The organism is Sphingomonas sp. Root720 (assembly GCF_001428605.1).
Taxonomy (GTDB): domain Bacteria; phylum Pseudomonadota; class Alphaproteobacteria; order Sphingomonadales; family Sphingomonadaceae; genus Rhizorhabdus.
In genome coordinates this window covers 224,962-237,527 of sequence record NZ_LMID01000011.1, presented here as the reverse complement: position 1 = coordinate 237,527, position 12,566 = coordinate 224,962, and the positions used below count along the sequence as shown (strand labels likewise).

Annotated in this window: 14 protein-coding genes; 4 read left to right on the top strand and 10 right to left on the bottom strand. The window is 67.3% G+C overall.

Annotated elements, in window-relative coordinates; all coding sequences use genetic code 11:
• Positions 1–34: 34 nt before the first annotated feature.
• Both era and rnc read right to left on the bottom strand, forming a co-directional pair.
• A complete protein-coding gene (era, locus tag ASE22_RS11845) occupies positions 35–928 on the bottom strand; it encodes a GTPase Era (protein ID WP_056359338.1) in 894 nt (297 codons plus the stop codon).
• Positions 925–1,593 (bottom strand): ribonuclease III, encoded by a 669-nt coding sequence (rnc, locus tag ASE22_RS11840; RefSeq protein ID WP_056359335.1) that lies wholly within the window; start codon positions 1,591–1,593, stop codon positions 925–927. Before rnc ends, era begins: the two co-directional genes overlap by 4 nt.
• A 62-nt stretch (positions 1,594–1,655) precedes the next feature.
• On the opposite strand from rnc, the gene ASE22_RS11835 reads away from it, so the two are divergent.
• Together ASE22_RS11835 and ASE22_RS11830 are read left to right on the top strand one after the other, a co-directional pair.
• Positions 1,656–1,835 (top strand): DUF4169 family protein, encoded by a 180-nt coding sequence (locus ASE22_RS11835; protein ID WP_056359331.1) that lies wholly within the window; start codon positions 1,656–1,658, stop codon positions 1,833–1,835.
• Between the two features lie 134 nt (positions 1,836–1,969).
• Positions 1,970–3,301, top strand: coding sequence for a glycosyltransferase (locus tag ASE22_RS11830; RefSeq protein ID WP_056361107.1), 1,332 nt, complete (start codon positions 1,970–1,972; stop codon positions 3,299–3,301).
• Positions 3,302–3,388: 87 nt separating this feature from the next.
• On the opposite strand, the gene ASE22_RS11825 is transcribed toward ASE22_RS11830, so the two are convergent.
• The 8 genes from ASE22_RS11825 to ASE22_RS11790 all read right to left on the bottom strand — a co-directional run bounded on the left by ASE22_RS11825 (position 3,389) and on the right by ASE22_RS11790 (position 11,260).
• Positions 3,389–3,667, bottom strand: a complete 279-nt coding sequence (locus ASE22_RS11825; RefSeq protein WP_056359328.1) for a hypothetical protein — start codon at positions 3,665–3,667, stop codon at positions 3,389–3,391.
• Between the two features lie 55 nt (positions 3,668–3,722).
• Positions 3,723–4,124: a flagellar export chaperone FliS gene (locus ASE22_RS11820; protein ID WP_056359325.1), complete on the bottom strand. Its 402-nt coding sequence runs from the start codon at positions 4,122–4,124 to the stop codon at positions 3,723–3,725.
• A gap of 36 nt (positions 4,125–4,160) precedes the next feature.
• A complete protein-coding gene (gene fliD, locus ASE22_RS11815) occupies positions 4,161–5,792 on the bottom strand; it encodes a flagellar filament capping protein FliD (protein WP_056359323.1) in 1,632 nt (543 codons plus the stop codon).
• Between the two features lie 148 nt (positions 5,793–5,940).
• Positions 5,941–7,080 carry a flagellar type III secretion system protein FlhB gene (gene flhB, locus ASE22_RS11810; RefSeq protein WP_056359320.1) on the bottom strand — a complete coding sequence of 380 codons (1,140 nt, stop codon included), beginning with the start codon at positions 7,078–7,080 and terminating at the stop codon, positions 5,941–5,943.
• A 3-nt stretch (positions 7,081–7,083) separates the two neighbouring features.
• On the bottom strand, positions 7,084–7,866 hold the full coding sequence (gene fliR, locus ASE22_RS11805; RefSeq protein ID WP_056359318.1) for a flagellar biosynthetic protein FliR: 783 nt from the start codon (positions 7,864–7,866) through the stop codon (positions 7,084–7,086).
• A complete protein-coding gene (gene fliQ, locus ASE22_RS11800; RefSeq protein WP_056359315.1) occupies positions 7,863–8,144 on the bottom strand; it encodes a flagellar biosynthesis protein FliQ in 282 nt (93 codons plus the stop codon). Before fliQ ends, fliR begins: the two co-directional genes overlap by 4 nt.
• A gap of 9 nt (positions 8,145–8,153) precedes the next feature.
• On the bottom strand, positions 8,154–8,945 hold the full coding sequence (gene fliP, locus ASE22_RS11795; RefSeq protein ID WP_056359313.1) for a flagellar type III secretion system pore protein FliP: 792 nt from the start codon (positions 8,943–8,945) through the stop codon (positions 8,154–8,156).
• A gap of 146 nt (positions 8,946–9,091) precedes the next feature.
• Entirely contained in the window at positions 9,092–11,260 is a 2,169-nt protein-coding gene (locus ASE22_RS11790) for a primosomal protein N' (RefSeq protein ID WP_056359311.1), read from the bottom strand.
• 156 nt (positions 11,261–11,416) lie between these two features.
• On the opposite strand from ASE22_RS11790, the gene fsa reads away from it, so the two are divergent.
• Both fsa and ASE22_RS11780 read left to right on the top strand, forming a co-directional pair.
• A complete protein-coding gene (gene fsa / locus ASE22_RS11785; protein WP_056359308.1) occupies positions 11,417–12,070 on the top strand; it encodes a fructose-6-phosphate aldolase in 654 nt (217 codons plus the stop codon).
• Positions 12,071–12,189: 119 nt separating this feature from the next.
• Complete coding sequence (locus ASE22_RS11780) at positions 12,190–12,423, top strand: hypothetical protein (RefSeq protein ID WP_235536417.1); 234 nt, start codon at positions 12,190–12,192, stop codon at positions 12,421–12,423.
• The last annotated feature ends 143 nt before the right edge of the window (positions 12,424–12,566 follow it).

Here is a 12,566-nt window from a genome sequence, read left to right as displayed (position 1 = left end):
CCGTGCCGAGCAGGCCCGGGATGGCCGACGGATCTCAATCCACCCAGTCGAGTCCGATCTCGCGATAGAGGCCGCGATCCTCTTCCCACTTCTCGGCGACCTTGACGTGGAGGAAGAGGTGGACCTTGCGCTCGAGCAGGGTCTCCAACTCGGCGCGCGACCGCGATCCGATCTCTTTGAGGCGGACGCCGCGCTTGCCGAGCACGATCGCCTTCTGCGTGTCGCGCGCGACCAGGATCTGCTGGTGAATCGCGACCGATCCGTCACGGCGCTCCTCATATTTCTCGGTCTCGACCGCCGAGGCATAGGGTAGTTCGGCATGGAGCTGGAGGAAGAGCTGCTCGCGGGTGACCTCGGCCGCGAGCATGCGGTCGGTCGCGTCGGAGACCTGCTCCTCGGGGAAGTGCCACGGACCTTCGGGCACGCGGTCGGCGAGCGTCTGGCGCAGGTCGCCGACGCCGTCGCCGGTGGCGGCCGAGACCATGAAGATCGCCTCTGGGCTCAGCTTCTCCTGAAGGCGCACCGCCAGTTCGAGCAGCTTCTCCTTGGTGCAGATGTCGACCTTGTTGAGGATCACCAGCTTCGGCTCGCGCCGGGCCGCGAGCGTATCGAGGAGATCGGCGATGCGGTGGGTGATGCCGGTCTTGGCGTCGATCACGAAGGCGATCAGGTCGGCGTCCTGCGCGCCGCCCCAGGCGGCTGCGACCATCGCCCGGTCGAGCCGGCGGCGCGGTGCGAAGATGCCGGGGGTGTCGACCAGCAATATCTGGCTCTCGCCCGCGATCGCGACGCCGATCAGCCGGGTGCGCGTGGTCTGCGCCTTCGGGCTGACGATCGCGACCTTCTGGCCGACCAGCGCATTGACGAGGGTGGACTTGCCCGCATTGGGCGCCCCGACGACGGCGACGAAGCCGCACCGTTCGGTCATGACAATTTCTCCAGTAGCGCCTTGGCGGCAGCGGTTTCGGCTTCCTGCTTCGAACTGCCCTCGGCGCTCGCCTCGGCGCGGCCGGGGATCTCGACGGTGACGGTGAAGCGCGGCGCGTGATGCGGGCCGCTGCGGTTGCCCATCGTATAGACCGGCGGCTTGCAGCGATTGGCCGCCGCCCATTCCTGCAAGGAGGATTTGGGATGTTTGGGCGCCTGCGCCAGGCCTGTCGCGCGGTCGCCCCAGGCGCGGCGAATGAAGGCCTGTGCGGCATCGAGGCCGCCTTCGAGGTAGAGCGCGCCGATCAGCGCCTCGACGACGTCGCCGAGCACATTGTCGCTCTGCACCGCGCCATCGTCGCGCGCCTGCTTGCCGAGCCGCATATAGGTGGCGACCCCGATCTCGCGACCGACATCGGCGCAGGTCTCGCGGCTGACGATGGCGTTGAGGCGGCGCGACAGCTTGCCCTCGGGCTCGTCGGGGAAGCTCTCGTAGAGCCAGGCGCCGGCGACCAGGCCGAGCACCCGGTCACCCAGGAATTCGAGCCGCTCATAATGGTTCGGGCCGTAGCTGCCATGGGTCAGCGCGCGTTCGAACAGGGCGAGGTCGCGCGGGGCGTGGCCGAGCGTGTCGGCGATCCAGGCGCGAAGGGCGGTTTCGTTCATCGCGCGGCCCTTAGCGGATTGAAGGGATTGCGTCACCTCCGGCCGGGGGGCAGGGTGATGCGATGGGCGATGTCGTCAATTTCAACAGGGCGCGCAAGGCGAAGGCGCGGGCGGACGCGAAGACGACGGCCGAGGCCAACCGTGCCAAGTTCGGCCGGGCGAAGGAAGAAAAGGCACGCGACCGGATCGAGCGGGAGCGCGCCGCGAAGGTCGTCGATGGCGCGAAGCTGGAGAAGGACTGAGCGGCTCGGACGCTCCGCCGTGACAAGGAAGAATTAACCACGTCGCTTTACCGGTGATCCCGATACAGTCCGCTCTATTTTTCCGGGTTTTCGACCTTGCCGGGCTGTCATGATCACGGTTGCAGGAGCGCGACATGATACCCAAGCTCATCCACTTCATCTGGGTCGGCGACGAAAGCAGGCGCCCGGACAACTGCATCGACAGCTGGCGCGCGCTCCATCCCGGATGGGATTTCAAGGTCTGGGGCAATGCCGAGCTGAACGGCCTCGACTGGGTCAACCGCCGCCACATGGCTGCGATGTACGACCGCGAGCTCAACGGCGTCGCCGACATGATGCGCTGGGAGATCCTTCATGCCCATGGCGGGATCGTGGTCGATGCGGACAGCATCGCCCTGCGGCCACTCGACGACCATCTTCTCGATTGCGAGGCGTTCGCCTGCTGGGAAAACGAGATAGTGCGCCCTGGCCTGATCGCCGCCGGCTATTTCGGTTGCGTTCCCGGCGACGCATTGGTCGGGCAGATCATCGCCGACATCGCGGCGGAGGAATCCGTCACGACCGACCTCGCGTGGAAGACCGTCGGGCCGCAGCGGCTGACCGACAGCTATCGCAAATATTTCTATTCGAAGCTTCGCGTCTATCCGAGCCACTATTTCATCCCGCGCCACTTCTCGGGCGTGACCTATGAGGGCCGCGATCCCGTCTATGCGCATCAGCTCTGGGGATCGACCGAGAACAGCTACGACGAGATTCACAAGCGGGACGTTGCAACGCTGGGCGGTGGCGTGGCCGGGATCGCCGACCCCGTCGCTCCCGTGGAGGCTGTCCCGGCGGCATCGGTCTCCCGGCTGGAGAGGGTGCATGCGCCCTATTTCGTGCAGCGCGTGCCGATCAGCAGCGAAATCGCCACGATCGGTCGGCTGGACGTCTTCCGCAGCCTGTGCGCCGGAAAGCGCGTCCTGCACGTCGGTTGCGCCGACTGGCCCATCACAGATCCCGCGACCTCGCTGCACCTGGCGCTGGAGCCCGCCTGCGCCGCGCTCGACGGCGTCGATCCGCATGAGGAAGCGCTGGCGCAACTCGCGCCATTCGCCCGGGGGCGCCTGTTCACGCGGCTCGAGGACGCGACCGACAGCTATGACGTGGTGCTGGTTCCCGAAGTGCTCGAGCATGTTCCGGACGCGTCGGGCTTCCTCGGCCAGCTCGAGAATGTGGACGCCTCGACCTTCCTCGTCTCGGTGCCCGACGCCTTTCAGTGCCGGGGCCATCATTTCGACTATCTCGCGGACGCCCAGACCTTCGTCGAGGTGGTCCATCCCGACCATAATGTCTGGTACACGCCCTACACCTTCGCCAACACGATCCGGAAATATAGCGGCTTCCACATCGAACGGATGTGGTTCTTCAACGGCATGTCGATCCTCGCCCTGCTGACGAAGAACGCCCTGCGGATGGCCGCATAGAAAACCGAACGGGCCGCTTCCCCTGGGGGAGCGGCCTGTTCGTCGCGTCGGTCGGTGAAGTGTCGCGCGGTGGGGGGCGCGTCGCGGTCAGCGCGCGAGCATCATCATCGTCGCGAGGCCGACGGCGCTGCCGCCCCACAGCAGCAGCGCGGTGCCGAGGAAGCGAAGCAGGGCGCGGCGGCGGGCGACCGGGTCCAGGATATAGCCGTCGGCGGTCCGCTCGACGAGCATCTGCTGGAGCGCGTGCGCGGGCGAGGGGACGTGCTCGGCGACGATGTCGGCCGAGAAGGACACGACCTTGCCCCGGACGCGGCGCTCCTTGAAGGGGGCCGTGTCGTTGGTGGGCTTGAGATTGAACAATGCCATGGTCGCCTCCGGTCGGGCGCATCATGCGGCCCCGGGGGTTAACGGATCCTAAAGATCAGCCGATCGCTTCCCACGCCTCGACGATCCCTTCCAGATAGGAGCGGGCCTTCTCGACCAGCTCGGGCTGGTTGTTGCGCCCGCCGAGCTGTACCAGGCGGCGCGCCTCGCGGTAGATCTTCGCCAGGTTGACGGCGATCTCGCCCCCGTTGCGGAAGTCGAGGCTGGTTTCGAGCGCGAGCAGGATATTCGACGCGCGCGCCTGCTTGTCGATCACCTTGGCGGTCATGCCGGCGCGCTGGGCCGCGGTCATGATCTCGGTCGCCTTCATCAGCTCCTCGAACAGGATGCCGATCAGGCGGTGTGGCGAGGCGCCTTCGACGCGGCTTTCGACGTCGACCGACTGATAGCGAAGCTTCGCGCCGCTCGCCCCGCCGCCATAGCCATTGCTCATGTACATCTGGAATCAGCCCTCTTGTTCGCGGGGGTTGGAAAATCAGCTGCTGCTGTCGTTGGTCCAGAGCTTGATCTGCTGGGACAGGTAGCTCTGTGTCGAAGAGAAGGCGGACAGCGCGCTCTGCATGCGGGTATATTGGGCGGTCAGCTGGGCGCGATAGGCGGTGTCGCGCGCTGCAAGCTTGTCCTTCTCGTCCGTGATCGACTCCTTCTCGTTGTCGAGCCGGGTCTGCGAGGCGGTGAGCTGGCCCGAGGAACCGGTCAGCTCGGTCTTGATCGCATCGAGCGCGCCCTGCAGCCCGAGGTCGATCGTGATGGTCGCGCTGCCGACCGGGCCGAGGACATCGAACGCCAGGCCTGCCGCGGCCGAGGTGAAGGACGCCTGGACGCCGGTCGTGCCCAGCGGCAGCGTGTAGCCGCCGTTGAGGGTCGCCTGCGCCGTCGTGCCGGGTCCGCCGGGCGTGGCGTTGGTGACCGTATAGACGCCACCCTTCACGCTGCCGACCGCGTTGGTGACCTGGATCAGCGGATTGTCGCTGCGCTGACCGGGGTTGAACATCGCCTCGACTGCCGACGGATTGCTCGCCATCACCGACGACAGCTTGGCGCTGTCGAGGGTGAGCGTACCGTCGCGATTGGTCGATACGCCGATCTCGGCCAGCGTCGTCGGGCTGCCGTCGGTGGCGTAGGTCAGATGGGTCGAGGTGATCGCGCCGAGCTTGGTGACGAGCGCGCGGATGCCCGCGTCGCTGCGCAGCGAGCCGTTGGCGCCCGTCATCGCGCCGAGCGTGCCCTTCATCTCGTTATAGGCGGCGACGAAATCGCTTACCGCCTGCTTGATCGCGTCGACCGGCTGGCTCGATCCGATCGTCACCGTCGTGCCGGGCGCGGCCGACTGCAGGTTGATCTTCACCCCGGGAATGACGTCGCTGAAGCTGTTGGTCGCCTTGTTGACGGTGACGCCGTCGACGACGAGCTGGGCGTCCTGCGCCTGCTGCTGGAGGGCCAGGCCGGTGACAGCGTCCGGGTCGTAGCTGGCGGGGTCATAGGCGAAGCGGTCGAGCTCGCCTGGCGTCCCGCTCGTCACCTTGAGCGAGAAGGCGTTGGCCGCGCCGGTCGCGCCCTTGACGACGAGGCGGGCGCCGCTCGAATCGGTGACGATGCTGGCGGAGACGCCCAGGCCAGCGTCCTTGATCGCCTGCGAGAGTCCGGCGAGCGAATTGTTGGCCGAGGTGATCGTGATCGTCTTGGTCTGCCCGCCGACGGTGAGCTCCATCGTGCCGAGGCCGACCTGGCTCGCGGCGCTCGACACTGCGGCGGCGGTCATCGTCTGGGCGCTGGCGATCCGTTCGACCTTGATCGTCGAGGAGAGGCCGCTGAGCCGTGAGCCGGCGAGCGCGCTGACGCTGACGACGGAGCTGTTGGAACTGGTCGGCTGGGTGAACAGCGACCCCCCGGAGATCAGCGAGGACAGCGACGACGAGAAGGTGCTGATCGAGCTGACCGCCGTGCCGAGGTCGGAAACCTTCGCCGTGTTCGCCGTTTCGCGATCGGTCAGGGTCTTCGTCTTGGTCGCGATCGCCGCGGTCGCGAGCTGGTCGACCAGCGAGGCCGTGTCGATGCTCGATGCCCCGAGCGCGGTAAGGATGGACGAACCGACAGACGTGACCATGACTTCCCACCACCTCGCTGCAGCCGGTAACGGCGCATTCGAGCCGGGGTTTAGCAGGCCAATTCCTTTTAATTTGCTAACGGCCGCTAACCATCTTCGCGGGGGGGGGGCACCATGACCGGGACGGTGATTCAGGATGAAGCGGCGGTCAGCCGACCTTCCTTCCCTCCTCGTCGAAACGGGCGCCCATCGGCACGTCGACATCGGGCTGGACGATGCCTTCGGCCATCGCCCGGTCGAGGTTGAAGACGAAGGCGAGGATCGCGGCGACCGCGATGAACAGGTCCTCGCGGATCACCTGGCCCGACCGACTGGTATAATAGATGGCACGGGTCAGCTGCGGATATTGCAGCAGAGGCACATCATTCTCGGTCGCCAGTTCGCGGATCGCCTGCGCGGTCGCGCCCCGGCCGCGCGCCAGCACCACCGGCGCCACGTCGAAGCCCGGCCGATAGCGCAGCGCCACCGCGAAATGGGTCGGGTTGGTGAGCACCAGCGTCGCATCGACCACCGCCTTGCGCGCCGATCCCATGGCGGCCGCCATCTGCTTCTGGCGGATCGCGGCCTTCAGCTCGGGCGAGCCTTCGGTCTGCTTCGACTCCTCCTTGATCTCCTGCTTCGACATGCGCAGCCTTTTGCCGCGCTGGAAGATCTGCATCGGCACGTCCGCCCCCGCGACCACCGCCAGCGCCAGCGTCATCACCATCACCGCGAAGACGAAGGTCGAACCGAGATGGTCGAGCGCGGTCCGCAGGTCCTGCTGGCCCATCGTCACGATCGAGGCGATCTGGTCCATCAGCAGCCAGTAGCCGACCGCGCCCATGGCGAGGATCTTGAGGAGCGACTTGCCCAGCTCGATCAGTCCCTGCATGCCGAAGATGCGCTTCAGCCCTGCCATGGGATTGAGCTTGTTGCCCTTGAAGGCGATCGCCGACCAGCGAAAACCGAGCGAGCCGAGCATCGCCGGCGCCGCGATCGCGGCGGCGAAGGTCAGGGCGAACAGCAGCACCAGCGGCATCGCGACCGTCACCACCGTCGCGAGGAACGCGGCGAGCGGATCGAAATGCTCGATCGCGCCGGCATCGAACGAGAGCGCGTTGGACAGCATCCGCTTGAGCGCGGCCATCAGCCAGGGACCGGCGACCGCGATCCATCCGGCGCCGACGATCATCACCAGTGCGGTGCCCAGCTCCTTGGACTGGAGGACGTCGCCCTTCTCGGAGGCTTCCTGCCGCCGCTTAGGGGTTGGGGCCTCGGTCTTCTCGTCGTCCTCGGGACCCTCGGCCACGCCCTATCTCCCGAGGGCGATGGCGCGGGCCTCGGCCAGGCCGCGCTGGATCGCCGCGGTGATGCCGTCGGCCATGACGGGGGCTGCGATCGCCAGCAGCACGAGACCCGCCATCAGGGTCGCGGGCAGGCCGACCGAGAAGATGTTCATCTGCGGCGCCGAACGCGCCAGCATCGCCATGACGAGCTGGACGAGGATCAGCGCGAAGCCGACCGGCAGGGCGATGGCTAGGCCGGCGGCGAACAGGTCGCCTCCGAACAGCGCAAGACCCTGGACGCTGCGCGCGCCCAGCCAGGCCTCGCCCGGCGGCAGCGCGCGATAGCTGTCGACGATGATCGCGGCGAGCTGGAGATGGCCGCCCGTCGACAGGAACAGGAAGGTCGCGAGCAGCGACAGATACTGGCTGACCGCGGGAGAGGGCGATCCCGTCGCCGGGTCCATCATCCCGGCAAAGCCCAGGCCCATCGCATTGCCGATCACCTCGCCCGCGATCAGCGCGGCGGAAAAGCCGATCTGGACCGCGAAACCCATCGCCAGCCCCGCCAGTATCTCCCCGGCGACGAGCAGGAAGCCCTCGATCGTCACGATCCCGCCGACGGGCAGTACGAAGGGCGTATTGGCGAGCGCGGGGATGCCGATCGCCAGCGCGACCACAGCGCGCAGCTGCACCGGCACCTGTGGCGCGCCGAACACCGGTGCCGCCATGAAGGCCGCGCCCGGCCGGATCATCGCGATCATCCAAAGCCAGAGCTGGGTTTCGATTCCCGCCAGGCCCTGCGGTATCATCGGAGCATGTCCGGGATGCGGGCGAAGATCTCGCGCGTGAAATCGGCGAGCAGCATCAGGATCGCGCCGCCGAACAGCGCCAGGGCGAGGCCGACGACGATCAGCTTCGGGACGAAGCTCAGCGTCTGCTCGTTGATCGAGGTCGCCGCCTGGATCATCCCGAGGATGATGCCCGCGACCAGCGCCGGGATCAGGATCGGCGCCGAGGCGAGCGCCAGGATCCACATCGCCTGCTGGGCGACGCCGATGAAATAGTCGGGCGAGCCGGCGCTATCCATGGATCAGGCTCATGTCGCGAAACTCGCCGCGAGCGAACCCATCGTCAGTGCCCATCCATCGACAAGAACGAACAGCAAAAGCTTGAAAGGCATGGAGATAATCGCCGGCGACAGCATCATCATGCCGAGCGACATCAGCGTCGACGCCACCACCAGATCGATGATCAGGAAGGGCAAAAAGATCAGGAAGCCGATCTGGAAGGCGGTCTTCAACTCGCTGGTGACGAAGGCGGGCAGCAGGATCGAGAAGGGAATATCCGAGGCGCGCGCGAATTTCGGCGCCTTGGCGAGATCGGCGAACAGCTTGAGGTCGGTCTGGCGGGTCTGGAGCACCATGAAGCGGTGGAAGACGGCGCCGCTGCGGGTGATCGCCTCCTCGATCGGAATCTGTCCGGCGCCATAGGGCTTGAAGGCGGTGGCGTTGATCTGGTCGATCGACGGCCGCATCACGAACAGCGAGAGGAACATGGCGAGGCCGACCAGCACCTGGTTCGGCGGGGTCTGCTGAAGCCCGAGCGCCTGGCGGAGCAGAGAGAGCACGATGATGATGCGGGTGAAGCTCGTCATCATCAGCACCAGCGACGGCAGCACCGTCAGCAGGCTCATCAGCACCAGGATCTGCAGCGACAGCGACAGTGGGCGCCCGTCGCCCGAGATGGTCGTCATCGCCCGGTCGAGCGCTCCGGTCTGGGCGGGGCCGGCGGTCGAGGCCAGCGCGGGATAGGCGACCAGGAGGACGGAGAGGAGCAGCGCCGCCAATGCGAGAATCGATCGGATCGACGGGCGGAACGATGCTGTCATGAACGGCGTTTCAGCACTTGGGCAGGCTAACTTCAAGCGCTTCGTCTTGCGCCCGCGCCGTCATTCCGGCGAAAGCCGGAATCTCCCCGGCTTATCCACAGTAAAGAGAAATAGGTTCCCGGCTTTCGTTGGGATGAAGCGCTCGATCACAGGAAACTATAGGGATCCACGTCCACCGCGACCCGAACGCCGCGCGGCCATTGCAGCGGCCCCAGCCATTCCCGAATCACATGCTGGACGTCGAGCGAGCGCCGCGCGTGGACGAGCAGCCGCTGGCGATGCCGCCCGCGCAGCATCGCCAGCGGGGCGGGGGCCGGGCCGTAGACGTGCATCCCGTCGATGGCGGGGGATGTCCGGCCGATCAGCCGCGCGGTCGTCACCGCTTCCTCGAGCTTCTCGGCCGAGATGATGATCGCGGCGTAGCGGCCGAAGGGCGGAGCCTCCGCCATTTTCCGGGCCTCGGTCTCGGCATCGTAGAAGCTCTGTGCGTCACCCGAGAGCAGCGACCGGATCACCGGTGCGGTTGGGGAATGGGTCTGGATGTAGACATGACCGGGCTTGGCGCCGCGCCCCGCACGCCCTGCGACCTGTGCGATCTGCTGGAAGCTGCGCTCGGCCGCGCGCAGGTCCCCGCCCGACAGGCCGAGATCGGCATCGATCACCCCTACCAGCGTCAGTTCGGGAAAATGATAGCCCTTGGTGACGAGCTGGGTGCCGACCACCACGTCGATGTCGCTCGCCTCCATCCGTTCGACGAACTCGGCGGCGCGCGCCGGGGTGGAGAGCGTGTCCGAGGTGGCGATCGCGACCCGCGCGTCGGGGAACAGCGCCGCGACCTCGTCGGCGATCCGCTCGACCCCGGGGCCGCAGGCGACCAGGCTGTCCTCGTCCTTGCATTCGGGACAGACTGCGGGCGGGGGCATGCTATGTCCGCAATGATGGCATTGCAGCCGGCCGAGGAGCCGGTGCTCGACCATCCAGGCGGTGCAGTTGGGGCACTGGAAGCGGTGGCCGCAGGTCCGGCAAAGGGTCAGCGGCGCATAGCCGCGCCGGTTGAGGAAGAGCAGGCTCTGCTCCTTCTTCTCGAGCCGGTCGGCCAGCGCCAGCACCAGCGACGGCGCGATCCAGCGGCCGCGCGGCGGCGGATCGGCAAGCAGGTCGATCGCTTCGATCGTCGGCATTTCGGCCGCGCCATGCCGCGATGTGAGCTTGAGCTCGGTATAGCGGCCGATCGCCGCCTGCTGCCGGGTCTCGATCGCGGGCGTGGCCGATGCGAGGACGATCGGGATCGCCTCGAGCTTGGCGCGCATCACCGCGACGTCGCGGGCGTGGTAGAGGACGCCGTCCTCCTGCTTGAAGCTGGTTTCGTGCGCCTCGTCGACGATGATCAGGCCGAGGTCGCGATAGGGCAGGAACAGCGCCGATCGCGCGCCCACGACGACCTTCGCCTCGCCATGGACGATCCCGCGCCAGGCGCGCCGCCGCTGCGACTGCCGGAGCTCGCTGTGCCAGGCGACCGGCAGATGGCCGAAGCGCGCCTCGAAACGCTTGAGGAACGGCTCGGTCAGCGCGATCTCGGGCAGCAGGACGAGCGTCTGGTGGCCGGCCCGCAGCGCCTCGGCGATCGCCTCGAAATAGACCTCGGTCTTGCCCGATCCGGTGACCCCGTCGAGCAGGAAGGGGTGGAAGCTCTCCGCCTTCACCGCGTCGGCCAGCATGCCGGCCGCCAATCGCTGCTCGTCCGAAAGCACGACCTCGCTGTGATCGGGATCGGGCGGGTCCCAGGGCGTGTCGATCGAGACCGTCACGGCCTCGATCGCGCCCGATTTCACGAGCCCGCGGATCACTCCCTCGGAGACGTCGGCGATCGTCGCCAGTTCGCGGATCAGCCCCTGGCGCTGGCCGATCCGGTCGAGCGCCTGTTCGCGCTGGGGCGTCACCCGACCCGGCCGATCGCCGGTCGCGCGATATTCGACGATCGTCCGGGCGCCGTCGAGCGCGCTGGAGGATGGCAGTGCCATGCGCAGCACCGCGGCGGGCGGCGCCAGATAATAATCCGACGTCCACTCGATCAGCCGGCGGAGCGGGGCGGCGAGCGGCGGCACGTCATAGACGCCGAGGAGCGGCCGCAGCCGGTTGTCGCCGACCTGGTCGGCCGAGGGCAGCGTCTCCTCCTCCCACACCACGCCGACGATCTGCCGGGGCCCAAGCGGTGCGAGCACGATGCTGCCCGGCTCCACGACATGCTCGCGATCGGCGCGGTAATCGAGCGGGCCGAGGGCGGGATTGAGCAGGAGGACATGGGCGCGGGCCATCGACCCGTGCTTAGGGGCGGCTCGCCATCGCCGCAATGCCGGCCCCGCCGAAGCGGTGGATAACCTGCGTCGATGGCCGTTCCGGCCCTAGGCGGCGGACCTCGGCGCGGCTATAGGCACGCCCAACCAGATACGCAGCCAGAGGGGCTATTTCCGATGAAGTTCTTTGTCGACACCGCGGACACTGCAGATATCGCCGAAATGGCGGCCACCGGGCTGCTCGACGGCGTCACCACCAATCCGTCGCTGATCGCCAAATCGGGCAAGCAGTTCGTCGACGTGATCGCCGAGATCTGCAAGATCGTCCCCGGTCCGGTGTCGGCGGAGGTCGTGGCGCTCGACCATGATACGATGATGAAGGAGGCCGAAATCCTCCGCAAGATCGCCGATAATGTCTGCATCAAGGTGCCGCTGACGATCGACGGCCTGAAGACCTGCAAGGCGCTGTCCGACGACGGCACGATGGTCAACGTCACGCTCTGCTTCTCGGCCAACCAGGCGCTGCTGGCGGGCAAGGCGGGGGCGGCCTTCATCTCGCCCTTCGTCGGCCGTCACGACGACATCGGCTTCGACGGCATGGCGCTGATCGCCGATATCCGCCAGATCTACGACAATTACGACTTCGGCACCGAAATCCTGGTCGCCAGCGTCCGCCACCCGATCCACATCCTCGAATCGGCGAAGATCGGCGCGGACGTGATGACCGCGCCGGCCGCGGTGATCCGCGCGCTGTTCAACCACCCGCTGACCGACAAGGGTATCCAGGGCTTCATGGCCGACTGGGCCAAGACGGGGCAGAGCATCCTCTGATCCTGCTGGCGCTGCTGCTGGCGGCCGAGGCGCCGGCGGCGGCCGCGACAGCCGCACCGACCCTGGGCAGGGCGATCGAAGCGGCCACCGGCTGTCCGCGCGGGCGCCCGGGAGACATCGTGGTGTGCCGGCGCGGCAACGCGTCCGAGCGCTACCGCATCCCCGAGGCGCTGCGCCCGAACGGCTTCGATTATTTCCAGGAAGATGTCGACGGCGTGTCGCGCGAGCGCCACCGCCTGATGGAGGGCGGCGAAAGCGGGAACGGCTCCTGCTCGCCTTCCGGTGCGTCCGGCTCGACCGGTTGTCTCACCAAGAAGTTCAGGGCGTGGGAGCAGCAGAAGGCCGGGCATTAGCGCCTTTGTCGGCGCGGTTTTCTTCCCGTCATGCCAGCGCAGGCGGGCGCTTTGCGTAAATTTCCTCGTCATTCCGGCGAAAGCCGGAATCTCGCTGGACCTTGGGCATGCGGGCAGGCGCATCTCCCGGAAGGAAAAGGTAG